The sequence below is a fragment of the Vreelandella piezotolerans genome, assembly GCF_012427705.1.
Lineage (GTDB): Bacteria > Pseudomonadota > Gammaproteobacteria > Pseudomonadales > Halomonadaceae > Vreelandella > Vreelandella piezotolerans.
In genome coordinates this window covers 3,286,768-3,311,259 of the sequence record NZ_CP048602.1, presented here as the reverse complement: position 1 = coordinate 3,311,259, position 24,492 = coordinate 3,286,768, and the positions used below count along the sequence as shown (strand labels likewise).

Here is a 24,492-nt window from a genome sequence, read left to right as displayed (position 1 = left end):
GAAAACTCATCATTAGCCCAGAGCGCCACCGAGGTAGTCATGGCTCGCAAGCAAGCAAAAAAAAATCAAAGCAAGAAAAATGGCCAAGTAACTCCTACTAGCCAATCATTAGCCCGTATGACAACAGCTTTTGATAAAGCTTATAAAGCCAGCCAGCTAACACAAGCATTGAACATTGCGGGGGCAATGACCCAGCAGTTCCCCTCTAGCGCTTTAGGATGGGTTGCTAAGGCTGATACTTACGCACGTTTGAAGCAGTTCGCTGATGCCATCAGTTGTATGCAGCAAATCGACAAGATTATGCATCAAGTCCCGAGTGAATATCAGCTGAAACGTGCACAATACCAAGTCCTCGGCGGGCAAGCATCCGACGCGATTCCTACCCTTTTGAGTTTAGTGAAGCAGCAAGACAAAAACCCTGACATTTTTTCATGGCTGAGTCAGGCCTATCATGTCCAAGGTAAAAATGACTTGGCACTGCAAGCTAACGACAAGGCGATACAATTGGATCGTAGCAATGTGGATACATTGCTTTGGCGCAGCCGTATTTTAGATAATCTACGGCGGCCGGGTGAGGCCAAGAAAACATTGCTTGAAGTTAAGAAGTTGGCGTCTAATAAATTGAGTGTTAATAATCATCTAGGCAGCTTGGCCATGCGAGAAGGAGAATACAGGGAGGCTGAACAATATTTTCAAGCAGAGCTGAGCCTACAAGATAATAGCCAGGTGTTTTCGAATCTAATTATTGCGCAACACTATAACCCGGAAAATACTGCCGAGCAATTAAAAGAGATTCATCAGCAGTGGGCAAAAAAATATCAGCTCAAAAATATGAATGGGGCTTTTAAGCCGGCACGGCCTAATAAAAAAATACGGCTAGGCCTGCTCTCAGGTGGCTTTAGAGTTCACCCCGTTGGCCAAATGGTACTACCTGCGCTGGAAAATCTGTCTTCCGACGAGTTTGAACTATTTTTTTACAGTACCAATCAAGTTCAAGACTCTATCACTGAAAAAGTGATCGCTCTAGCCAGTCAATGGAGGGTCGTCGAAAATGTCACTAACCAGTATTTAAGTGACGTTATTAAGTCTGATGGTATTGATATTCTTTTAGACATGAATGGTGGGGGGGATGGTTCAAGGTATCAAGCCATTTCAAGCAAGCCTGCGCCTCTCATTGTAAAATGGGTAGGCATGCAAATTAATACGACCGGGCTGGATGCCGTTGACTATTTCTTGAGTGACCATTTTGAAACCCCCCACGGCAGCGACCATCTATACACTGAAAAACTGATTCGTTTGCCGGATGATTATGTCTGCTACCACTTACCGGAATACATGCCATCGGTAAGCAGTTTGCCTGCGCTTGGTAATCAATTTATTACCTTTGGTTGCTTGAATAACCCGGCAAAGCTATCTCCCCCCCTTATTAAAGAGTGGGCTCAGCTTCTTCATGAAGTTCCAAGTAGTAGGCTATTGCTAAGAGGTATTCAGTTTGAGGGAGATAATTTCAAGCGTAAGATCGTCAAAAGCTTTAACGAACAAGGGATAGAAGAGGGTCGGCTAATATTGGAAGGCCCTGCTAGACATGAGCAGTTCCTCACGACGTACCAGCGCATCGACATTGCGCTCGATACATGGCCATATTCAGGTGGCCTGACAACCTGCGAAGCGCTCGCCATGGGAGTGCCGGTAGTCACGTGTGTAGGGCCGACATTCGCCGGTCGACATAGTGCGACTCATTTGGCCAATGCGGGTATGCCCGAGTTAGTCACGGATAACTGGGACGACTTCCGTAAGCGTGCAAAAGAGCTAGCGTCTGATTTACCAAGCCTCGCCGTCATACGTGCTGCATTACCAACCATCCTGAAAGAATCGCCCTTGTGTGATGGCCCTCGTTTTGCCAAGCACTTTACTATGGCAATGCGTGGTATCTGGTATCGTCATTGTGAAGGTAAACAACCGGAAGCTCTCACTTTTAATAAAGAGGGGGATGCGTGGTTTGCTGATGACGAGCAGCTAATTGAGTTAGTGGCCGTAGAATCTGAACCAGAACAGCAAGAGGCTGAGCTTGAGTGGCACTTGGACAGCCCAATTACCGTGATTGACAATGGCGCGCTGTTTGCCCGACACCCAAGATTTACTGAGTGGATGCAGACAGGCAACTTTGCCGTTATTACCTTTGATCCTGGGAGTTTATTAACTAAGCAAGCTGATGAACTAAAACAACTTGGTGAGTGGCACCACTACCCTCACGCTACATTAGGAGATGGTAAGGATGCTACGTTGTACGCAACGTTGGACCCTGAGTTAACAGGTACACTCCAACCTTTAGAGGAGCAGCAAACTGGTGAGCAGGATGATCCTCTTCGTGTGCTGTCAATGCTGCCTATCAGTACGGTGCCGCTTAATGCTATTGAAGGGCTTCCAGGTATTGATTTACTGATATTAGATAGCTTGAACGATGCTATAGCTATTTTGGAAAATGGCCATAGATATTTGGCTAACACCTTACTTGTGCAGGTGAAGCTAGCCTTTCAGCCAACCCATGAGCGTCAACCAAACCTCGCAGAACTACAGCGCTGGGCGAGCCTGAATGGACTTGACTTTCTGCGCTTAGAAAATTTGACTTATAAAGGCTTAGAGCTAAGATCAGACGATGCTATTTTCGTCGCTAAAGATATTGATAGCCAACAAAAAGATAAGGTGGAATGGCTTCTTGCTTATTTATACGAAAAGAGTGATGGTGAAAGTGTAACGGATATTGATACATTGGCAGGCGATGGAGTTCAGGCTGAAGAGCACCATTTTAAGGCTGGTGATGAACTTTATTTTGTTAAGCATCAAAAAGGAAAAAGGCAGAAAGAAGAAAATAAGAATTTGCTAATTGTATGCTCGCGCGGAGAGACATTCATTAAGCCTATTGTTGAGGTGTTTAGCAAGAATTTTAATGTAAAATATTGGCATTTGGGTTATAGATTGCCTAATATGGAAAGGCTTCAATCACTCATGGATTGGTCGGACGTGACGTGGTTTGAGTGGTGTGATGAAGTTGTGGTTGAGGCAAGTAAAGCAATACAGAAAAAATGTAAGGTGGTTTGCCGACTACATGGCTTTGAAGCCTTTTCACAATGGCCATATAAAATTGAAAGTGGTTTTTTAGATAGGTTAATATTTGTTTCTGAGCATACAATGGAATATGTGAAAAATAGAGGGGTCAACATATCTTCTGTTGTAATACATAATGGCGTGGATTTAGAAGGGTTTACTTATAGAGAGCGCGGGCCCGGCTTTTCTTTGGCTTTTGTTGCGTCATTTAAAAGTGTTAAGAATCCACAGCTTCTTGTGCAAGTAATAGAGAAGTTAGCAAAAATTGACAAAAGGTACACCGTGCATGTGGCAGGAAAAATCAGTGATCCTATACTTTATCGCTATATAAACCACATCCTAGAATCTCTTTGCATAAAAGAAAACGTAGTCTTTTATGGACATGTCGAAAATATTGATGATTGGCTTGAGGATAAAGATTATCTAATCTCAACAAGTGTTTCTGAGTCTTTTGGATATAACATAGCAGAGGCCATGGCAAAAGGGATCAAACCATTGATACATAATTGGCCAGGTGCAAAAAATATTTATCCCCAGTCATTAGTTTTTAACACTGTGGAAGAAGCTGTTGGTCAGGTGTTATCTGATGATTATAGGTCTAGTGAATATAATGGTTTTATTAAGAGGAATTATGCTCTATCAAAACAAATCTCAGAATTAGAAAAATGCCTTATGGAAGAAGATAACTTAGAGATTAAAAGAGCTAGTGAGGATATTTGTCGTTTTTTATATGGCGGCGAAAATATTGGGTTTTATTTGCCTAATAAAAACGATCATATACAGAAAATAATTGCTAGAACGGGTTCTTTTTATGAAGTTGCTATGTTAGAAGATATGCTTAGCAGGTTTAAGGATGGGGCTGTTGTAATAGATATCGGAGCAAATATAGGGAACCATACCATATTTTTCTCAAAGTTCTTTAATGCGAGTCATGTAATTTCTTTCGAGCCCAATATTGATGCTTTTAACATCCTAATGGAAAATATAGAAATTAATGGAGTCGATGGAAAAGTTGATGCATTTAATTTAGGTGTTGCAGATTCTAATGGAAAGGCAAGCGTGATATTCCATGATCCTAATAATGTTGGCATGACAAAGATAGGAATGAGCGAAAATGGTGAAATTGATGTTGTCAAGTTAGATGATTTTTTAAGAAATAGTGAAACGGGAAATGTTGGCATGATTAAGTTAGATGTTGAAGGTATGGAGTTAGATGTTTTAAAAGGTTGTGAAGAGGTGTTGAGTGTTAGTTCTCCTTTGTTATATGTTGAAGCTGGAGATCAAAGTTATTTTAATGCTGTGAGTGAATATCTAAAAGTCTTTGGTTATAAGGCAATAAAGCGATTTAATGCAACTCCTACTTATTTATTTGAAGTGTTGTAGTGTGTTTATGTTAACTGAATGTCAGTAAGTTGTTATCTTTTGTTTCAAGGCAGTAAGGATGCTCAAAATCCCTACTGCCTTGCTTTTTGTGGAGAGCTTTAAGGGGGGGGTTATAATGCGTCTATAATTTTTTAGTATGATTTTTATAATAAGAGTTGCTTATTTAGTAAGATATGCCAATTTTTTTAAATACTGCGATGGTGTGAACTCTTTTAATGCATTTCCTTCTGTAATGATAGTGTGTATAGTGTCAAGGGTGCTTAAGTCTTTTGACAGCTCGATGCTGTTTTCTATGTCGTGATCTATATTATGGAAAATGCATTGTAATTCTTTATGCTTTTCTTGATGATTATTCATGGTGGTGAAGGGAATACACCCGCTAGCAGCAGCCGTCAGCTGTCGCTCACTTAGCGCAGAACCAAAGTTGTTGATAATCATCCACATGTTGCTGCTATAGTGCATTAGTTTAACAGTCTGTGCATAATTCTTTGGTTTTAATATTTTTGTGTCTTTATGAAACTTAATGCCTTCTGGAAATTTTCCATTCCACATAAGTGTGAGAGGGATTTTGGGAGCAATGCTACGTAAAAACTGTTCACGGCGAATTGATCTTGCTACTTGATTGATAAGAAAACATAAATCCACCATATTGCTTTCTTTTTCAAAATTTATGTTTCTTTTGAAAGCTTCGGAGAGCGCAATATGAGCAGGTGTTATTTTGGTTTCAAGAACGATTTCTAACGCTTGAGAGAGCGCTTTATTTTTTTTGATTTCATTGAGGTTTTTTTCGTTATTTTGATAGCTGCCTACGTATAGATTGTTGATTGGCCTTTGAGATGGCTTTGTTAATCTGTCTTTTGTGACAAGAGATGAAGTGTATAGACTAGGATGATACTCACCATCGTGTCGTTTGTTGATTTTTTTTGCAATGTCAATAGCAGTAGGTTCGACATAGAAAAACTTAGAGTTATCGTTTGTTTCAATAATGTTTTCTTTTATCCATGGGTAAAAGGGCATGTCTCTAACTAATGAGTAAAAGGGAGGAGTCCTTTTTTTTTCTTGGCGTGCTTTTTTTATTAGTTCAGCGCCGTGGCTTTGCTCTAAATGTACCGCATCGAAATAACCAGAGGTTAGGGCTTCATATGCTTCGTGACGAAAGCAGCTAATATCCATAATGAGCGGCTCATATTTGCGCTCGGCTGCGGCCTCTGCAATGCTATTAGAGAATGCTAAGTGTGTGCCGAATGGGTCAATTTTTGCGTTATATAATATAAGTAGTTTCACGTCTAGCCTTTCTTTTCTTTGAGAAGTTGGTTTTTCTTTAGGGAGAGTTAGACTTTATCGGCTAAATGCTATCGCCGATGTTAGCTCTACAGCTACTTGAGTTTGCTGATGGCTGCTGAGGTAAGCGTGCATAGGTAAACTAATTACTTGTGTAGCTGCTTGGTCCCCTATTGGTAAATATGAATTTTTGTCAGCGACCGCAGGTTGCTGGTTTAACGTGGTTGGGTAATGTACAGCGGTTGGTATCCCACTTTCTTTCAATTTGGCTTGTACCTCTACACGATTTTCGACCCGAATGGTGTACTGTGCCCAGGTGCAAGTATTGTGAGGGGCGACATAAGGTGTGGTGGTTATGCCTGCGCCGTTAAGTAGTTGAGTGTAGCGATCGGCTACTTGCTGGCGTAGTAGTAGTTCTTCGTTAAAAATATCTAGCTTGGTCAGTAAGATAGCAGCCTGCAGGGTATCCAATCGACTGTTTACACCTACACGGATGTGATGATAGCGGCGATCCTGACCATGGCTGGCAATTTGGCGCAGTACTTTAGCTAGCTCATCATCGTTGGTAAACATTGCACCTCCATCACCATAACAACCCAGCGGTTTGCTCGGGAAGAAGCTAGTAGTGGCGATGGTACTTAGGTTGCAAGATTGGCGGCCTTTATAGGTAGCGCCAAAGCTCTGGGCAGCGTCTTCAATTACCGGTAAACCGTATTTTTCCGCAATGGAATTAATGTTGTCAAAATTAGCGCACTGACCGTAGAGTGAAACGGGAATAATGGCCTTGGTTCGCGGTGTAATGGCTATTTCTAGCGTTGATGGATTTAGGGTGTAAGAGCGAGGGTCAATATCCACATAAACTGGTTTGGCGCCCAGCAGCGCTACCGTTTCGGCGGTGGCAATATAAGTGAAACCGGGAGTAATCACCTCATCTCCGTAGCCGATCCCAATCGCCATAAGGGCGATCTGTAAGGCGTCTGTGCCGTTAGCGCAGGTAATGCAATGCTTGGTGCCAGTATAGGCAGCGAGTTTTTCTTCCAGCTCGGCCACTTCGGGGCCAAGGATGTACTGACCGTGGGTCAAAACCCGCTGGATACCTGCGTCGATTTTATCCTTTATGCGCGCTTGTTGGGCTGCGAGGTCAATAAAATGAATCATGCGCTCATCCTCTTCAGCTGGTTGCCATTTAGTACATAGCGGTCACCGGTATGCTGACATACTGCTTCGCTTTGCCCTTGCAATGGTAGAGCTAGTTGTTCGCCGTATTGGCTCATCCAGCCGATTTGCCTGGCTGGGACACCTACCATAAGGGCGTAAGCTAAAACGTCTTTATTGACGACTGCTCCGGCGCCGATAAAGGCGTACTCGCCGATGGAAACACCACAGACGATAGTGCTGTTGGCTCCCAAGGTAGCGCCCTTCTTCACTAGTGTGTTGCGGTATTCATTTTTTCGTTCAATGAGCGAGCGGGGATTGTAGACGTTAGTGAATACCATGCTGGGGCCGCAAAATACGCCTTCTTCCAGGGTGACATTGTCATAAATGGAAACATTGTTCTGCACTTTACAATTATCGCCAATCACGGCTTTATTGCCGACGAAGACGTTTTGCCCCAGTGAGACGCCTTTGCCAATTTGAGCCCCGCTACATACATGCACGAAGTGCCATACTCGGGAGCCTTTACCTATCTGGGCTCCTTCATCGATAATGGCGGAATCATGAATCATCAAGCTTGAGTTATCCATTTCATACCAGCCTGCTCAGGAATGGGTGAGCTTTATCGACCCCTGGAGAAGGCTGGGCGGAGTTGATAATGTTCACGGCCTCAATGCAGTGGCGCACATCCTCAATGCCGTAGCCGCGGTTAGCGAGAATCTCTTGGTAACTTATCGTATGCAGGTCGGTAAAGCCGCTGGAGAACTCGATCTCTTGCCCATTCACGGTAATGGAGCGGTAGGTGGGTTGCTTACCCTTGATGCTTTCCGGTAAGTCATTGGCGTCGATAGAAAGAAACCACGGTACCCGAGCCCTCTCGTATTCAAGGTAACCAGCGGCTTTGTTGTCGCTGGCGTAGTGCAGCACGTTCTTCTGTAGGCTGCCAAAGACGAAGTACAACATATCAAAGAAGTGGACGCCGATGTTGGTGGCTACACCGAAGGACTTGCGTGGGTCGCCTTTCCAGCTCTCCATATACCACTTGCCGCGGGAAGTGATATAGGTAAGCTCCACCTCGTACTTGTTTGAGCGTGAGCTATTCTCAACTTTCTGTTTTAGGTCCAGGATGGCTGAGTGGTGTCGTAGCTGCAGAATGTTGAAGACCCGCCTGCCAGTCTCCTGCTCAATTAATGCCAGCTCATCAAGTAGTTCAGGTGTAGGTACTAGCGGCTTCTCGCATATCACATTACAGCCAAGCCTTAGGCCTGCGGCAATATGGGCATGGTGCAGGTAGTTGGGTGAGCATACCGTTAAGTAGTCCAGCGCAGTCTGGGGGGTACGCTTGAGCTGCCAAGCATGCTCTTGGAAGCGCTCAAACTCGGTAAAAAATGCACTTTGGGGAGATATGGAGTCTATGATTCCCACCGAGTCGTTGATGTCATAGGCAACTGCCAGATGGTTACCGGTTTCCTTAATCGCTCTCATATGACGAGGAGCTATGTAGCCAGCAGCGCCGATTAGGGCAAAGTTCTTCATTCTTTTCCTCAGGCCTTGATAATATGTGAGTGGGACTCGCGGAAAGTACCGCGGCTGTCAATTATCAATTGGGCATGCTGCTTGATCAGTTCGAAATCGAAACAGTCATGGTCTGTAGCCAGTACCACAGCATCGAAGCTCACCAAACTCTCAACGTTCAGTTCCACGCTTGCCAACTCAAAATGGTGTTCGCGCATTTTTGGGAAAATGGGCACATGAGGATCGCTGTAGTCCACCTTTGCGCCTTTTGCTTCGATCAACTCCATGATCGTCACTGAGGGGGACTCGCGCATATCGTCCACATTCTTTTTGTAGGCGATACCTAATACTAGTACGCGGCTGTTTTTGAGCGCCTTGCCATTCTCATTCAGGCCATCTATCAGTTTGTTCACTACATACTCTGGCATGGCGCGGTTCACCTCCCCAGAAAGCTCGATAAAACGAGTATTCAGTCCATATTCTCGAGCTTTCCAGGTAAGGTAGAAGGGGTCAATAGGAATACAGTGGCCACCTAGGCCTGGGCCCGGGTAATAGGGTGTGAAGCCAAAGGGTTTAGTTGCTGCGGCATCCACAACCTCAAATATATCAATGCCCATTCGATCGGCGACCATTTTCATCTCGTTGACTAAGCCGATATTTACAGCGCGGTGGATATTCTCTAACAGCTTGGTCATTTCGGCTGTTTTGGTAGAGCTGACTGGCACGACCTGATCAATCGCGGGTGAGTAAAGCGCAATACCCACTTCGAGACAGGCTGGGGTGTGTCCACCAATCACTTTAGGAATCGTGCGAGTCTCATAGTCTGGGTTGCCAGGATCTTCCCGTTCTGGCGAGTAAACTAAGAAAATGTTTTCTCCAACGATCAGGCCACTCTCCTGCACGCGTGGCAACAGCTCTTCCTCAGTAGTGCCCGGATAGGTGGTGCTCTCCAATGACACAATTTGGTTTTCGCGCAGGTAGGGCTTGATAGCGTTAACTGTGTCTATGACAAAATTAATATTTGGTTCGCGGTATTTATTGAGAGGGGTAGGCACGCAAAGGATGATGGCGTCAGCTTCTGCGACGCGGCTAAAGTTGGAGCTGGCTTCAAACCCGCAGTGACTAGCGGCTTCAATTTTTTCTGATGGTATGTGCTCAATGTAGCTTTTTCGACTACTCAGGAGATCGATTTTTGACTGATCAATATCCACTCCTATTACCCGAAAACCAGCTTCGACATAGCGTAATGCCAGTGGCAAACCGACGTAACCTAGCCCTATTATGCAAATTTTAGCAATTTTGCTACGCAATCTATGTTGCAGCATAAGCTGGTGGGTGCTCATGACGTATTCCTCTACCTCTCCGTGACGCTGTGTGGTGTCGTATCCTGACGCCCTATCGGCAGTTTTTGCTAATGGATCAGGGTGGCGCTTTTGGTTCTATAATTTCGCTCATGCATGCTCAAGCTAAAAAATATATGGACGTAATCGCTACAAAGCTGACTAGCTCAGTAAAAAAATTTAAAATGTTGTTTTTTATTATTTTTTTGTGCTTCCTGTGTTTAATATCCCTCAGTCAGAGCGTCTAATTATGAAGAGTTATGGAGCAAATCAGGCAGCATGTACCACCTTTTTATGGTGCTTATTTGAAGTCTAGCTCAATCTGTTTTCCTGCTAAATTCCCAACAGGGCATCGGGCCCGACGGCGGAGAGACACGGATGGGTAAGGTTCACTTTATTGGCGGTGAGAAGGGCGGGGTGGGGAAGTCGATGACGGCGCGGGTGTTGGCGCAGTACTACATCGATCACGAACGGCCGTTTTTGGGCTTTGATTGCGACGCCTCCCACGGTACGTTTTCACGCTTTTATCAGGAGTACGCCTCGCCGGTGGTGGTAGGCGACGACGACAGCCTGGACGGCATGCTCTCGGCGGTCGAGGAGCACCCGGATCGCGATTTGATCATCGACTTGGCTGCGCAATCGGCCCAGCCCATCAATCGCTGGATCGATGAAACCGATGTGTTCGGCCTGCTCGATGAGTTGGGTATGCAAGTCGTGTGGTGGCACGTGATGGACGATGGCGCCGATTCGGTGACGCTGCTGTCTCAGGTGTTGACGCGCTACGCATCGCAACCCGTCGACATCGTGGTGGTGCAGAACAAAGGCCGCGGCGAACATTTCGAGCGCTTTCTGCTGTCGGATACCTATACGCAAGCTCATGACCAGGGGGTGGCGCTCATTGAGCTTCCAAGGCTGCATGCCAAGCTCACCCAAAAAATCGATTTCAATAATAGTAGCTTCTGGGCGGTGGCCAACGACCGCCGCCTGATGAACATTGCCGAGCGCCAGCGTATGAAGGTGTGGCTACGGCATGCCTATGAGCAGTTAGAGCAGGTCGTCGGCCTGGGCGGCGAGTCGATGCAGTCAACTTGAGATATGGCTAGTTCCAAAAAATCATAAGCAGGCGGTTTATTATTTCTTTTTTGCTGGTATCTTGTCGGCATTGCGCTGGTGACGGGCACCCCGACGCCAGTGCCCCTGTCTCTACGAGGGGCCTAAGGCCCGATGAGGAAAACCGTATGATGAACGTAAGCCGTTTGAAAAAGACTGTGATGGCGCTCTCCTTGGGCGTTGCGGGATGGGCATCCATGGCTGCCCAGGCCGACACGCTGCGTGTCGGTATGTCGGGTGGCTACTTCCCGTTCACCTATGTCGAGCAAGATGAGCTGAAGGGTTTCGAAGTCGATGTGATGAATGCAGTAGGGGAGATCACCGGCGACGAGATCGAATTCGTGACCGCGAGCTTCTCGGGCTTGGCGGGCATGTTGGAATCGGGTCGCATCGATACCATTGCCAACCAAATCACTATCACCGATGAGCGCAAAGCCAAGTATGCCTTTACCGCGCCTTATGTATACGACGGTGCCCAAGTGGTCGTACGTGCCGGTAACGACACCATCGAAGGCGTCGACGATTTGTCCGGCAAAAGCGTGGCAGTGAACTTGGGTTCTAACTACGAGCAGCTGCTGCGTGAGCAGCCGAACGCCGACGAGATCGATATCCGCACCTACGAATCCAATGTGGAGCAGGATGTCGCGCTGGGCCGTGTCGATGCCTTCGTGATGGATCGAGTGAGTGCCAGCCAGGTCATTAGTGAGCGCGGTTTGCCGCTCGCCTTGGCAGGTCAACCGTTCACCACCATCGAAAACGCGCTGCCGTTCCGTGACGACGAGGAGGGGAGGGCGCAGCGCGACCGCGTCGACGCCGCGCTGTCTGAGCTGCGTGAAAACGGCACTCTGGGTGAAATCTCCCAGAAATGGTTCGATACTGACATCACGACGCCATAAGCTCGGCGAACCTCTGATGATGGCGGCCGTGGCATGACCACGGCCGTTTTGTTGATAAGCGATACGACGATGCTAAATGTGGAGTATATGTGGGGCCTGTTGCCGGTCCTTCTGAGTTATTTACCGCTGACGCTGCAGATGGCGAGCATCGCCATGGTATTTGCGCTAGTCATTGCCTGCTTGTTGGCGGTCGTGCGGGTGTTGAAGATTCCCGTATTGAACGGCGCCGCGCTGCTGTTCATTTCGTTTTTTCGCGGCACGCCCCTGCTGGTGCAGCTATTTCTGTTCTACTACGGCCTGCCCCAGCTCATCGATGCGCTGATTTCCATTAATGGCGTCACCGCTGCGGTATTGGGCCTGACGCTGCACTTTTCGGCCTATATGGCGGAATCCATTCGTGCGGCCATCGTGGGTATCGACCGCAGCCAAACCGAGGCGGCGCTCTCGATAGGCATGACCCAGCCGCAGCTGATGCGGCGGATTATCCTGCCGCAAGCCACCCGCGTGGCCACGCCAACGTTGATGAACTACTTCATCGATATGATCAAGGCGACCTCGCTGGCCTTTACGCTGGGCGTGACGGAGCTGATGGGGGCCACCCAGAAAGAGGCATCGGGCAGCTTTTTGTATCTGGAAGCCTTCCTGTTGGTGGCGATCATCTACTGGGTCGTGGTGGAAGCACTCTCTTGGGGCCAGCGCCGACTGGAAACGTATTTGAACAAGGCGTACCAGCGATGATCACGCTTGAATCTGTCAGCAAGCAGTTTGGACAGCAGCCGGTCTTCAGTCATGTAGATTTACACCTTGAGCAGGGTGAGATCATCGTGATCATCGGCCCATCGGGCACCGGTAAGTCGACCCTGCTGCGCTGTATCAATTTTTTAGAGCGCCCAGAGGCAGGGCATATTACCGTCGGTGATCTGCGCGCCGATGCGCGAAAGGCGAGTCGGGCGGATATTTTGGCACTGCGCCGTCGCACCGCCTTCGTATTTCAGAATTACGGCCTGTTCGCCAATAAAACCGCGCTGGAAAACATTAGCGAAGGCATGATCGTGGTGGACAAGCTACCCAAGGCGCAGGCCCACGCTCGCGCCAGGGAGATCCTGGCGCGCATCGGTTTGGCGGATAAAGCGGATGCTTACCCTGCATCGCTCTCCGGCGGCCAGCAGCAGCGGGTGGGCATTGGCCGTGCCATGGCGGCGAATGCCGACGTCATTTTGTTCGATGAGCCGACCTCGTCGCTCGACCCGCAGTGGGTGGAGGAAGTGCTGGCTCTCATGAAGCAACTGGCGGCCGAGAAGCAAACCATGATCGTGGTCACCCACGAGATGCAATTTGCCAGAGACGTCGCCGACCGTGTGGTGTTTATGGACGAAGGTCAAATCGTCGAGCAGGCGCCACCAGAGCAGCTTTTCACCAATCCCCAAGACGAGCGCACGCGGCGCTTTTTGCGCAAGATTTTGGCACCCACGGGCCAGGCACTGCCGTAAGTGCACCATCGAAAAGCATTGACACCGGCTAGTAAGCCCGCTTTGCGCGTGATAGACTACGCCATCCTCTCAGACAAGACCCGTGAGCGGGCAGCTATAAGACTGCTCGTTACACTATTTAGCAGTGTTGAAAACCCTGCTAGATCAATTGGTTGTTACGGAAATGTCGTGATTTGGCAACTGCCAGCCGACAAACACATAGTAAATTCGTTGCCGTTGATAGGCAGCCCTTATTCTCCAAGGAGATACCTGTGGCGAACAGCAAGCAAGCACGCAAGCGCGCCCGCCAGGCCGAGACTCGTCGCGTCCTGAAAGCCAGCCAGCGCAGCATGGTCCGCACCTACATCAAGCGTGTGATCAAAGCGATCAACACCGGCGACCATGGCAAAGCGATGGAAGAGTTCAAGGCAATGCAGCCGGTCGTTGACCGTATTGCTGATAAAGACGTTCTTTCCAAGAAGAAAGCTGCACGTCTGAAAAGCCGCTTGAACAAGCGCATTAAGGCTCTGGCGGCGTAAGCCGGCAGGCGCCATAAAAAAACCGGCTGCGGCCGGTTTTTTTGTGCCTGAACGTCGCCTCGCAGGCGATGTGCGAGTCTCTATTTAGCCTCTAGTCGCCTGTAGGAAAGTACTTGATGAGCGCCGATACATCACCGCATGCCAATATGCCGCCACCCCGTCGAGGACTGATGCGTTCTGGGTTGGTGGTCAGCGCCATGACCATGCTCTCCCGGGTGATGGGGTTGGTGCGCGATGTGGTCGTAGCGACGTTCCTAGGAGCGGGCAATGGCTCCGATGCGTTCTTCGTGGCATTTAAGATTCCCAATTTTTTACGCCGTCTCTTTGCCGAGGGCGCATTCAATCAAGCCTTCGTGCCGGTGCTCTCGGAGTACTCTTCTCAGCGTACCAAGCAGGAGGTCCGTGAGCTGCTGAACGCGGTGGCGGGCAGCCTGACGGCCCTGCTAGCGCTGATCACGGCGCTGGCGATGCTGGGCGCGCCCTGGCTGGTGTGGCTGTTTGCCCCTGGCTTTGGTCGCGACCCTGATAAACTAGCGATGACCGCCGATATGCTGCGGCTGACGTTTCCGTATTTGCTGCTCATTTCGCTCACCGCGTTCTCAGGCAGCGTGCTGAACACTTGGAACCGCTTTGCAGTGCCCGCATTTACCCCAGTACTGCTGAACTTGTCGTTGATCGGTGCGGCGCTGTTTTTGATGCCCCTGATGGAAGAGCCCGCCATGGCGCTGGCGTGGGGCGTACTGATTGCAGGGGCGGCTCAGCTTGCGTTTCAGGTGCCGTTTTTACTGCGTTTAGGGCTTTTGCCCACGCCGTGGCCCAACTTTGCCCATGACGGCGTCAAGCGTATTTTAAAACTGATGGCCCCGGCGCTGTTTGGCGTATCGGTGTCGCAGATCAATTTGCTGTTGGATACGGTGCTGGCATCGCTGTTGGCGGCGGGAAGCGTCTCGTGGCTCTACTACTCGGATCGGTTGGTAGAGCTACCGCTTGGCGTGTTTGGGGTGGCGATTGGCACCATTATCTTGCCTGCACTTTCCAAGCGGCACGCGGAGCAGTCCACCGAGCACTTTTCCGCCATGCTGGACTGGGGGCTTCGCGTGGTGCTGCTGCTGGGCGTGCCAGCGGCATTGGCACTGGCGGTACTGGCCGAGCCGTTTTTGATTACCCTGTTTCACTACGGGGCGATGACCGATAACGATATTCAGATGGCGGCCATGAGCCTGCGTGCCTACGCCTTCGGTTTAGTGGCCTTTATGCTGATCAAGGTGCTCGCGCCGGGTTTCTTTGCTCGCCAAGACACCAAAACGCCAGTCAAAGTAGGCATTATCGCCATGGTTGCGAACATGGTCTTCAACCTGCTGCTGATTTGGCCGCTGGCCCACGCGGGTTTGGCACTGGCGACGGCGCTCTCGGCGTTTTTGAATGCAGGGCTGCTGGGGTACTTGCTCTATCGCCAGCAGGTGTTGGTGTTCCAGCCGGGCTGGGGGCGGTTTGGCGTACAGTTGATCGGTGGCAGCGTACTCATGAGTCTCGCGCTCCTGGTCGTCTCGCCTGACTGGCAGGCATGGCTCGACTTCGGTCTATGGCAGCGCGTGGGGTGGGTGGCGGCCTTGGTCGTGTTGGGCGGCGGGCTCTACTTCATCTGGTTAACGGCGCTTGGCCTGCGGCTGCGCCACTTTAGAATGAACGGTTAAGTTAGGCGTTGGGGGTGATGATCTACTCCTGCACCTGGCCTGCGTGTTCGTTATAATCAAACGCTTTGATCACGGCCAGCGCTTTTTAAAATCTAACGCTTTTAAAACAGGGGTGCCATGCACGTCATTCGAGGTCTGCACAATCTGACAGCGTCCCATCGTGGCTGCGTGGCGACCATTGGTAATTTCGATGGGGTGCACCGGGGGCATCAGGCGATCCTGCAACAGTGCCGTGAGCACGCTGCGCGCCTGGGCGTTCCGCTGACTGTGGTGGTGTTCGAGCCTCAGCCCCGCGAGTTTTTTGCCGGTGATCAAGCGCCGCCTCGCCTGACACGGCTACGCGAAAAGATGCGTCTGCTACGCGACCACGGTGCCGAGCAGGTGCTCTGTCTGCCGTTCAACGATGCGCTGCGTAGCCTGACCGGCCGTGAATTCATCGATCAAGTGCTCATCGAGGGGTTGGGTGTCAAGCACTTGGTGGTGGGGGACGACTTTCGATTTGGCTGCGACCGAAAGGGGGACTTCAGCCTGTTGGAAGCGGTCGGGCGTACCCACGGTTTTGGCGTCGAGCACACCCGCACCTTTAAAGTCGATGACGAGCGCGTGTCGAGCACCCGTGTGCGCACCCTGCTGGCCAGCGGCAACTTCGACGTAGCTGCCCGTTTGTTGGGCCGGCCCTACTCGCTGCATGGCCGCGTGGTGCGCGACCAGCAACTGGGGCGCACCATTGGCGTGCCAACCGCGAACCTACCGCTGCTGCCCCAGCCGCTGACGCTGCGTGGCGTGTTTGCGGTCGTGGCCGAGCTTGCCAGCGGTGAGCGCTATCCCGCCGTGGCGAACGTCGGCTTTCGGCCCACGGTGGGAGCCAAACGCCCCACGCTGGAAGTGCACCTGTTGGCGTTTACGGGCGATTTGTACGGCCAGCGGCTGACGGTTTACCCCTGCGCACGGCTACGGGGGGAAGTGAAGTTTGACGATTTCGAGGCACTGAAAACACAGATTCACCATGACCAAGCCAGGGCGCGCCGTTACTTTGCGGCCGTGGAGACTGGCATTGCACTCTCTCTTCCGCTGGCCTCGGCCCCGCTTGGGCGTGAGACCGCTTCTTCTGATTTCACTTCGGCGGATGACGCCGCCGATACAAACGACGGCTGACCGGACTATGGATTATAAGCATACGCTAAACTTGCCAGAAACCGACTTTCCCATGCGCGGCATGCTGCCGAAGCAGGAGCCAGGGCGCGTTTCCCAGTGGCAGGACATGAACCTGTACCAGCGCCTGCGCGACGCCCGTGCGGGTGCGCCGCTGTTCGTACTGCACGATGGCCCTCCCTACGCCAATGGCAGTATCCATATCGGTCACGCCGTTAATAAGATTCTCAAGGACATCATCGTCAAGTCCAAAAACCTGGCGGGCTACGATGCGCCCTACGTGCCCGGCTGGGACTGCCACGGCCTGCCCATCGAGCACAAGGTGGAAACCACCCATGGCAAGCACCTGGCTGCCGATAAAGCCCGCGAGCTTTGCCGGGAGTACGCCGGTGCCCAGATCGAAACCCAGCTGGTGGATTTCGTGCGCCTGGGCATCATTGGCGACTGGAACCACCCTTATCGCTCCATGGATTACGCCAATGAAGCGGGTGAAATCCGAGCGCTGGCCGACATGGTCGACGCGGGCTACGTTTTCAAAGGTTTGAAACCGGTGAACTGGTGTTTCGACTGCGGCTCGGCGCTGGCCGAGGCGGAGGTCGAGTACGCTGACAAGAAGTCCGATGCCATCGACGTGGCCTTCCCCGTGGAAGACGCCGACAAGCTGGCAGCGGCGTTCGGTCTGAGCGAGCTGGCCAAGCCTGCGGCAGTGGTCATCTGGACCACTACGCCCTGGACCATTCCCGCCAACCAGGCGCTGAACGTTCACCCCGACTTCACCTACGCGCTGGTCGACACCGGTGAGCGCCTGCTGCTGCTGGCCGAAGAGCTGGTCGAGAGCTGCTTGGAGCGCTTTGGTTTACAAGGTGAGGTGGTCGCGACGACTCAGGGCAAACACTTGGACCTGATCAACTTCCGCCACCCGTTCTACGACCGTCTCTCGCCGGTCTATCTGGCGGATTACGTCGAGTCTGAAGCCGGCAGTACCGGTATCGTTCACTCTGCCCCTTCTTACGGTATGGATGACTTCGTCACCTGCCGTGAGCATGGCATGAGCTTTGATGACATGCTGAATCCGGTACAGGGCAACGGCGTTTACGCCGATGACCTCCCGTTCTTCGGCGGCCAGATGATCTGGAAAGCCAACCCGAACATCATCGAGAAGCTGCGTGACGTGAACGCGCTGATGGCCCATACGCCGATCACCCACAGCTACATGCATTGCTGGCGCCACAAAACGCCGGTGATCTACCGCGCCACGGCCCAGTGGTTCGTTGGCATGGATATCAAAGGCAAAGATGGCAAGACTCTGCGCGAGCGCGCGCTGGCCGGTATCGAGGCCACCGAGTTTACCCCGGCCTGGGGTCAGGCGCGCCTGCACAGCATGATCGCCAACCGCCCAGATTGGTGTATCTCTCGCCAGCGTAACTGGGGTGTGCCGATTCCGTTCTTCCTGCATAAGCAAACCGGTGAGCTACACCCGAACACTGTGTCGCTGATGGAAGAAGCCGCCAAACGCGTGGAACAGCAGGGCATCGAGGCATGGTTCAAGCTCGACCCCGCCGAGCTGCTCGGCGCAGAGGCGTCGGATTACGAGAAAGTCACCGACACGCTGGACGTATGGTTCGACTCGGGCACTACCCACCGTCATGTGCTGCGCGGCTCGCACCCCCACGGTCATGAAAGCGGCCCGCGGGCAGATTTATACCTGGAAGGTAGCGACCAGCACCGCGGTTGGTTCCACTCGTCGCTGCTCACCGGTGCAGCGATCGATGGTCATGCCCCGTATCGCCAGCTGCTGACCCACGGCTTCACGGTGGATGCCCAGGGCCGCAAGATGTCCAAATCCATTGGTAACGTGGTCGCGCCGCAAAGCGTGATGGATAAGCTGGGGGCCGATATTTTGCGCCTTTGGGTGGCGTCGACCGACTACTCCGGTGAAATGGCCGTCTCGGATGAAATCCTCAAGCGCACCGCCGATGTCTATCGCCGTATCCGTAACACTGCCCGCTTCCTGCTGTCCAACTTGAACGGGTTCGATCCCGCGCGGGATCAAGTCGCGTTTGGCGATATGCTGGCGCTGGACCAGTGGGTGGTGGACCGTGCCGCACAGCTTCAAGGCCGCATCGAAACCGCCTATGAGGAGTACCGCTTCCTGGATGTGTATCAGCAGGTGCACGGCTTTTGCGCCCGGGAGCTAGGCGGCTTCTACCTGGACGTGATCAAGGACCGCCAGTACACCACCCAAACCGACTCGCTGGCCCGCCGCAGCGCGCAAACCGCGCTCTATCACGTGGTGGAAGCGCTGAGTCGCTGGGTGGCGCCGATTCTGTCCTTTACCGCCGAAGAGATTTTCGAGCATATCCCCGGCGAGCGTGGCGATAGCGTACTGCTGGAGACCTACTACACTGGCCTCTCCACGCTGGACGAGGGCGCTGATATGGGCCGCGCGTTCTGGGAACAGGTGCTGGAAGTGAAGCATTCGGTGAACAAATGTCTGGAAGACGCCCGTAACGCCAAAGTGATCAAGGGTAGCCTCGCGGCAGAAGTGACGCTGTTCGTCAATGAGGAGCTGCACGCAACGTTAACCAAGCTTGGCGACGAGTTGCGCTTCGTGATGCTCACTAGTGAAGTGCATTTAGCGCCGCTCGCAAAGGCTGCCCATGCCGAAAGCACCGAGCTTGCTGGTCTGAAGGTCGCGGTGAGTGCCAGTGAGCACGCCAAGTGTGAGCGCTGCTGGCATCATCGGGCGGACGTAGGCAGCATTGCCGAGCATCCTGACCTGTGCGGCCGCTGCGTGAGTAATTTACCCGACGGTAGCGGTGAGATTCGTCATTATGCCTAACGCCTCTTCAGCGAACGATCTGCACTCCCAGCGGCCGCCCATGCGGCGGCCGCTGCGCTGGTTGTGGCTTGCCGTCGCGGTCATCGTAGTGGACTTGACCACCAAGTACGCCGCTAGCCATTTCCTGAACTATGCTCAGCCGGTCGAGGTGCTGCCATTTTTCAACCTCACGCTGCTGCATAATACGGGGGCGGCGTTTAGCTTTTTAGCCGAGCATCCCGGCTGGCAGCGCTGGTTCTTTGCGGCGATTGCCATCGGTGCCAGTATCGGTCTCACCGTGTGGCTATCTCGGGTGCGCGCCGATGAGACGCTGTTAGCCATCGCGCTGCCGCTGATCATCGGAGGCGCGTTGGGCAATTTGTACGACCGCTTGATCCACGGCTATGTGGTGGATTTTCTCTCCTTCCATGCGGCGGGCTGGTACTACCCTGCCTTTAACGTGGCGGATATCGGCATTACCCTAGGGGCCGTGGGCTTGATTTGGGAGTCGGTCATGGGTGAGCGTCGGCGTAAGAAAGCCGCGCAGTCATCCTCTTCTTAACATCAATGAGTGAGGCACCATGGACTACCTAATTGACGATGGGATGGAAATCACCCTGCATTTTACCCTGAAGCTGGAAGATGGCACGGTCGTCGATTCCACCAAAGAGAAAGCGCCAGCGACGTTCCAATTTGGCGATGGCAATCTGCCGCCCGGCTTCGAGCATCCCATCAAAGGCATGGCCGCAGGCCAGAACGGCTCGTTCGATATCACGCCAGAGCATGCGTTTGGCCAACACAATCCGCAGAACATTCAAACGCTGAAGCGGGAAGACTTTGGTGACGAATCGCCTGAGATCGGCATGGTGATGTCGTTTGCCGACAAAGCGGGAACGGAATTGCCTGGCGTGGTCAAAGCCATTGATGGTGACCGCGTCGAGGTCGACTTCAACCATCCGCTGGCGGGGCGTACATTGACATTCGATGTCGAAGTGCTCGACGTCACGCCAATCACCAAACACTAATTTCCTGAGCGATGCAGGTTGCATCAAGGCGCTTTTATGCAGTCATCAGAGTCATCTCAGCCCGTACAGATCAAGCTAGCCAACCCGCGCGGGTTTTGTGCGGGCGTCGACCGCGCGATCGATATCGTCAACCGTGCGCTGGATGTCTTCGGTCCGCCGATTTACGTGCGTCATGAGGTGGTGCACAACCGCTTCGTGGTGGAAACCTTACGTGAACGCGGCGCGGTCTTCGTGGAAGAGCTTCACGAAGTGCCCGACGATGTGATCGTCATCTTCTCCGCCCACGGCGTTTCCCGCGCGGTGCAGCAAGACGCAGAGCAGCGTGGCCTAAAGGTGTTCGATGCCACCTGCCCGCTGGTCACCAAAGTGCATATGGAAGTGCTGCGCTACGCCAAGCGCGGCCAGGAGTGCATTTTGATTGGCCATGAAGGCCACCCGGAAGTCGAAGGCACCATGGGGCGCTACGACACCTCCCATGGCGGCAAGATTTACTTGGTCGAAGACGAGCAGGATGTGGCCAACTTAGTCGTGAACGACCCCTCGGCACTGGCGTTCGTGACGCAAACAACACTCTCCATGGACGACACCGCCAAGGTGATCGACGCGCTACGGGACAAATTTCCCGACATCCAGGGGCCGCGTAAAGACGACATCTGCTACGCCACTCAAAACCGTCAGGACGCGGTGCGTGACTTGGCGGCGGATAGCGACCTAGTCTTGGTGGTCGGCAGCCCCAATAGTTCGAATTCCAACCGGCTGCGTGAGCTTTCCGAGCGAATGGGCACTCCTGCCTATTTGATCGATAACGCTGAGCAAATTGATGCGACTTGGCTCGACGGCGTCAAGCGTATTGGCGTCACTGCCGGGGCGAGCGCCCCTGAAGTGCTCGTCAAAGGCGTCATTGATAAGTTGCAGACACTGGGCGCGGAAGCCCCTGTCGAACTGCAGGGGCGTGAAGAGACGATTACGTTCTCGATGCCAAGAGAGCTGCGTGAACGAGTGATCGTCAGCGAGTAACGCGCTTTACAAGATGAGTGTGCTGAAGCGCTCATCGGTGAACTTGCGTGAGTGAATAGACGTCAGCGAGTGATGCAAAGCGTATCGGTTTCCGACATACTCGAAGTATGGTTTAACCGATACAGGAGCTGACTCGGTGCCTAGCCCTTCATTTTCCCTTGCTGGCGAGCAGGAGACTCACCAGCAAGGTTTTACCCTCATCGAAATGCTGATTGCCGTGGCCATCATTGGCATCGTCGCAGGTATCGCCTATCCCAGTTACACACGCTATGTAGAACGCTCGCTTCGCACTGATGCGCATGCGGGGCTGCTGCAAGCCGCTTCTGAAATGGAGCGCTGCTACTCTCGTCAATACAACTACACCGGCTGTGCCATCACCACGACGTCGCCTGATGGCAACTACACCCTTTCTGTCGCGGCAGGGGGAGAGAGTGACGGCGGTTTTCTTCTCACTGCGACCACCCCTCAGGCCGATGGCTGTCATGGCGATATTCAACTCAATGCGCGCGGCGAGCGCACGCCGGTAGTCTGTTGGTAATGCAGACGCGCCAGCGAGGACTCTCTATGGTGGAAGCGCTGGTCGCGCTCGTCATTTTGTCAGTGGGAGTGCTCAGTGTGGCTGCAATGCAGCTGAAATCGATGCAAAGCGCTCACAGCGGTTATCAACGGTCGCTGGCCTCCGTGGCTGCATTGGACGCGCAAGAGCGTGTGTGGGCCGCCATCTCTCATATAGAAGCGTGCCAAGACGTACCGGTCGCCTCGATTGAAAACGCGTGGCGTGACGCCTGGTTTCTGGCGAAGGGGGCCCCTCTACGACATAGCGTGAACCCGGGCCAAAGTGGGATTGCCCGGTCGGGCTGCCAGTTCGATGTCACGGTGCAACTCGATACGCCCCAGGATGAGAACGGGGGCAGAATGGAGTATCGGTTCTTATTACCGCTTTGAAGTAAGGGTCAAGGAGTCTCTGTGCTAAAGGAAAGGCAGCGCGGTTTTACCCTAACGGAAGTCATGGTAGCGATGGCGATAGGGCTAGTCATCGTATTAGGGGCAGGGCAGCTATTTCTAGGCACGCTGAAAACCCATCGCCATGTCGATATGCTGAGTCGCCAGCAGGAAGCACTGATTTTTGCAGTGACGACGATGACACAAACCCTGCGACGGCAGGGGCCTTATGATGCGTCGGGGCAGGCGTTTTATCATTTACGTTGCCAGAGCGTCGCCAAAGAGTGCCGCTGTACGTTGCAAGACATGTCGCGCGCTCAACCCATGGTCAATTTTGCCACCCCCTCGACGAGTACGTGCGAACGCGATGTACCGTTGGGAAGCCAAACGGCTGACGGCGCCGATAGCCTCGTGTCATTGCCATTAGGCCCCGGCGGCAGCGAATTGCGTTTTCATGTAACGCACCGTGCCAGTCTACTGGCACCCCAAGGGGAATAACCATGGAGAAGAGCGGAGTGAAGCAACAGCAGGGCGCGGCTTTGGTCATCGTCATGGTACTGCTGGCCAGCGCGTTGGTCATGGCGCTCGTCAGTATGCAAACGGCACTGATCGACGAGCGCTTGGCAGGTAACTTTCGTGCATCGATACAAGCGCAAATGCGATCTGAAACGGCGGCGTCAGAAGCCTTGGCCCGTTGGGAGGAACTCGATTGGCAGGGCGCTCCACTGCTAGATGCGCCCGAGACGGCACGTTTTGAGGAGTATGGCACGCACGCCAAAGTATCGACATCGCATCACTGTCCCCAGCACAGCTGTTTCTATATGCCGGTCATTTACCATAGCGAGCGATGGGTCATGGCCATGGGGGCCACCTTCGAAGGGAGCGGGACGGTGGTCGCACAAAGTGCGCCGCTGCTCATTCGCCGCGAAAACCCTCATGAAGTAGGGGCAGAGGCAGCGGTGGTTTGGCAATAAGCGTACAATAGCGTATCGTTTTTGACCTTCATTCAGTTGGATTCAGATCATGAGTCAGACAGCCAAAACCCGCGTGCTGACCGGGATTACCACGACCGGAACGCCGCACCTTGGTAACTACGTGGGCGCTATCAAGCCTGCCATCGAAGCAAGCCAAGACCCGAGCGTGCAGTCGTTCTATTTTCTCGCTGACTATCACGCGCTGATCAAGTGCCAAGAGCCCAAGCGTGTGCAAGCGTCGCGTTTAGAGATTGCGGCCACGTGGCTGGCGCTGGGTCTGGATACCGACAACGCCATTTTCTACCGTCAGTCGGATATCCATGAGATCCCTGAGCTGATGTGGATGCTCTCCTGCGTCTGCGCGAAAGGGTTGATGAACCGTGCTCACGCGTATAAGGCCGCCGTGGCCGAGAACGAAGAAGCGGGCGACCAAGACCCCGATAAAGGTATCACCATGGGGCTGTTTGGCTACCCGGTGCTGATGGCCGCCGACATACTGATGTTCAACGCCAACAAGGTGCCGGTAGGGCGCGATCAGATTCAGCACATTGAAATGGCGAGAGACATCGCGGGTCGCTTCAATCACCTTTTCAAAGGTCAGTACTTCACTCAGCCAGAAGCGGTGGTGAGCGAAAAGGGCGAAGTATTGAAGGGCTTGGATGGTCGCAAAATGTCCAAGAGCTACAACAATACGATCCCGCTGTTCGTTAGCGAGAAAAAGCTGCAAAAGCTGGTGCGAAAAATCAAAACCAACTCGCTCGAGCCGGGTGAGCCGAAAGATCCTGATACCTGCACGCTGTTCCAGATTTACGCTGCTTTCGCCAGCGATGCTGAGACGGCGAATATGCGCGAGCAATACGCTGAAGGCATTGGCTGGGGGGAGGCGAAAGACCGAGTGTTCGATTACCTCAACGCGCATCTCAGTGAGCCAAGGGAGCGCTATAATGCGCTGATGGAAGATCCCGGACATATCGAAGCCGTACTTCAAAAAGGCGCCGAGCGTGCCAGAGAAGAGGCGACGGTCACGATGGACCGGTTACGTTCTGCGGTCGGTCTAGGCCGGTTCGTGTGATA

22 protein-coding genes are annotated in these 24,492 nt (G+C 52.5%); 17 read left to right on the top strand and 5 right to left on the bottom strand.

The annotated features are described in order from the left end of the window. Window positions 1-39: 39 nt before the first annotated feature. A complete protein-coding gene (locus tag GYM47_RS15155) occupies window positions 40-4,488 on the top strand; it encodes an FkbM family methyltransferase (RefSeq protein WP_153843082.1) in 4,449 nt (1,482 codons plus the stop codon). A 159-nt stretch (window positions 4,489-4,647) separates the two neighbouring features. On the opposite strand, the gene GYM47_RS15150 is transcribed toward GYM47_RS15155, so the two are convergent. Genes GYM47_RS15150 through GYM47_RS15130 form a run of 5 tightly spaced genes read right to left on the bottom strand, consistent with a single transcriptional unit; the run spans window position 4,648 to window position 9,764 of the window. Then, a complete protein-coding gene (locus GYM47_RS15150; protein ID WP_153843083.1) occupies window positions 4,648-5,772 on the bottom strand; it encodes a hypothetical protein in 1,125 nt (374 codons plus the stop codon). Window positions 5,773-5,826: 54 nt separating this feature from the next. Next, complete coding sequence (locus GYM47_RS15145; protein ID WP_269202173.1) at window positions 5,827-6,924, bottom strand: DegT/DnrJ/EryC1/StrS family aminotransferase; 1,098 nt, start codon at window positions 6,922-6,924, stop codon at window positions 5,827-5,829. Next, a complete protein-coding gene (wbpD, locus tag GYM47_RS15140) occupies window positions 6,924-7,496 on the bottom strand; it encodes a UDP-2-acetamido-3-amino-2,3-dideoxy-D-glucuronate N-acetyltransferase (protein ID WP_153843136.1) in 573 nt (190 codons plus the stop codon). Before wbpD ends, GYM47_RS15145 begins: the two co-directional genes overlap by 1 nt. Before the next feature lie 19 nt (window positions 7,497-7,515). Further along, window positions 7,516-8,460 (bottom strand): Gfo/Idh/MocA family oxidoreductase, encoded by a 945-nt coding sequence (locus GYM47_RS15135; RefSeq protein WP_153843085.1) that lies wholly within the window; start codon window positions 8,458-8,460, stop codon window positions 7,516-7,518. A gap of 8 nt (window positions 8,461-8,468) precedes the next feature. Further along, complete coding sequence (locus tag GYM47_RS15130; protein WP_153843137.1) at window positions 8,469-9,764, bottom strand: nucleotide sugar dehydrogenase; 1,296 nt, start codon at window positions 9,762-9,764, stop codon at window positions 8,469-8,471. 393 nt (window positions 9,765-10,157) lie between these two features. On the opposite strand from GYM47_RS15130, the gene GYM47_RS15125 reads away from it, so the two are divergent. The 16 genes from GYM47_RS15125 to GYM47_RS15050 all read left to right on the top strand — a co-directional run bounded on the left by GYM47_RS15125 (window position 10,158) and on the right by GYM47_RS15050 (window position 24,490). After that, entirely contained in the window at window positions 10,158-10,871 is a 714-nt protein-coding gene (locus GYM47_RS15125; RefSeq protein WP_153843086.1) for a nucleotide-binding protein, read from the top strand. A 149-nt stretch (window positions 10,872-11,020) separates the two neighbouring features. Continuing rightward, a complete protein-coding gene (locus GYM47_RS15120; protein WP_168444491.1) occupies window positions 11,021-11,785 on the top strand; it encodes an amino acid ABC transporter substrate-binding protein in 765 nt (254 codons plus the stop codon). A 69-nt stretch (window positions 11,786-11,854) separates the two neighbouring features. Next, on the top strand, window positions 11,855-12,523 hold the full coding sequence (locus GYM47_RS15115) for an amino acid ABC transporter permease (protein WP_139526218.1): 669 nt from the start codon (window positions 11,855-11,857) through the stop codon (window positions 12,521-12,523). Next, complete coding sequence (locus GYM47_RS15110; RefSeq protein WP_153843087.1) at window positions 12,520-13,275, top strand: amino acid ABC transporter ATP-binding protein; 756 nt, start codon at window positions 12,520-12,522, stop codon at window positions 13,273-13,275. Before GYM47_RS15115 ends, GYM47_RS15110 begins: the two co-directional genes overlap by 4 nt. 251 nt (window positions 13,276-13,526) lie before the next feature. After that, window positions 13,527-13,793: a 30S ribosomal protein S20 gene (gene rpsT / locus GYM47_RS15105; protein ID WP_083024671.1), complete on the top strand. Its 267-nt coding sequence runs from the start codon at window positions 13,527-13,529 to the stop codon at window positions 13,791-13,793. Window positions 13,794-13,909: 116 nt separating this feature from the next. Further along, on the top strand, window positions 13,910-15,487 hold the full coding sequence (murJ, locus tag GYM47_RS15100) for a murein biosynthesis integral membrane protein MurJ (RefSeq protein ID WP_153843088.1): 1,578 nt from the start codon (window positions 13,910-13,912) through the stop codon (window positions 15,485-15,487). A gap of 117 nt (window positions 15,488-15,604) precedes the next feature. Next, window positions 15,605-16,642 carry a bifunctional riboflavin kinase/FAD synthetase gene (ribF, locus tag GYM47_RS15095; RefSeq protein WP_153843089.1) on the top strand — a complete coding sequence of 346 codons (1,038 nt, stop codon included), beginning with the start codon at window positions 15,605-15,607 and terminating at the stop codon, window positions 16,640-16,642. A 7-nt stretch (window positions 16,643-16,649) separates the two neighbouring features. Further along, the gene (ileS, locus tag GYM47_RS15090) at window positions 16,650-19,481 is read left to right on the top strand and encodes an isoleucine--tRNA ligase (protein ID WP_194928577.1); all 2,832 of its coding nucleotides are present in this window, start codon (window positions 16,650-16,652) and stop codon (window positions 19,479-19,481) included. Beyond that, a complete protein-coding gene (gene lspA, locus GYM47_RS15085; RefSeq protein WP_153843090.1) occupies window positions 19,474-20,022 on the top strand; it encodes a signal peptidase II in 549 nt (182 codons plus the stop codon). Before ileS ends, lspA begins: the two co-directional genes overlap by 8 nt. Window positions 20,023-20,041: 19 nt before the next feature. Next, window positions 20,042-20,485, top strand: a complete 444-nt coding sequence (gene fkpB / locus GYM47_RS15080) for an FKBP-type peptidyl-prolyl cis-trans isomerase (protein WP_139525727.1) — start codon at window positions 20,042-20,044, stop codon at window positions 20,483-20,485. A gap of 36 nt (window positions 20,486-20,521) precedes the next feature. Next, on the top strand, window positions 20,522-21,502 hold the full coding sequence (ispH, locus tag GYM47_RS15075) for a 4-hydroxy-3-methylbut-2-enyl diphosphate reductase (RefSeq protein ID WP_153843091.1): 981 nt from the start codon (window positions 20,522-20,524) through the stop codon (window positions 21,500-21,502). A gap of 136 nt (window positions 21,503-21,638) precedes the next feature. Further along, entirely contained in the window at window positions 21,639-22,040 is a 402-nt protein-coding gene (locus GYM47_RS15070; protein WP_153843092.1) for a type IV pilin protein, read from the top strand. Next, the gene (gene pilV / locus GYM47_RS15065; RefSeq protein ID WP_153843093.1) at window positions 22,040-22,447 is read left to right on the top strand and encodes a type IV pilus modification protein PilV; all 408 of its coding nucleotides are present in this window, start codon (window positions 22,040-22,042) and stop codon (window positions 22,445-22,447) included. The genes GYM47_RS15070 and pilV overlap by 1 nt, the downstream gene beginning before the upstream one ends. 21 nt (window positions 22,448-22,468) lie before the next feature. Continuing rightward, window positions 22,469-22,942, top strand: coding sequence for a PilW family protein (locus tag GYM47_RS15060; protein WP_231125590.1), 474 nt, complete (start codon window positions 22,469-22,471; stop codon window positions 22,940-22,942). Between the two features lie 2 nt (window positions 22,943-22,944). Then, window positions 22,945-23,418 carry a pilus assembly PilX family protein gene (locus GYM47_RS15055; protein ID WP_139525724.1) on the top strand — a complete coding sequence of 158 codons (474 nt, stop codon included), beginning with the start codon at window positions 22,945-22,947 and terminating at the stop codon, window positions 23,416-23,418. Between the two features lie 49 nt (window positions 23,419-23,467). Further along, complete coding sequence (locus GYM47_RS15050; RefSeq protein ID WP_153843094.1) at window positions 23,468-24,490, top strand: tryptophan--tRNA ligase; 1,023 nt, start codon at window positions 23,468-23,470, stop codon at window positions 24,488-24,490. Window positions 24,491-24,492: the final 2 nt, after the last annotated feature.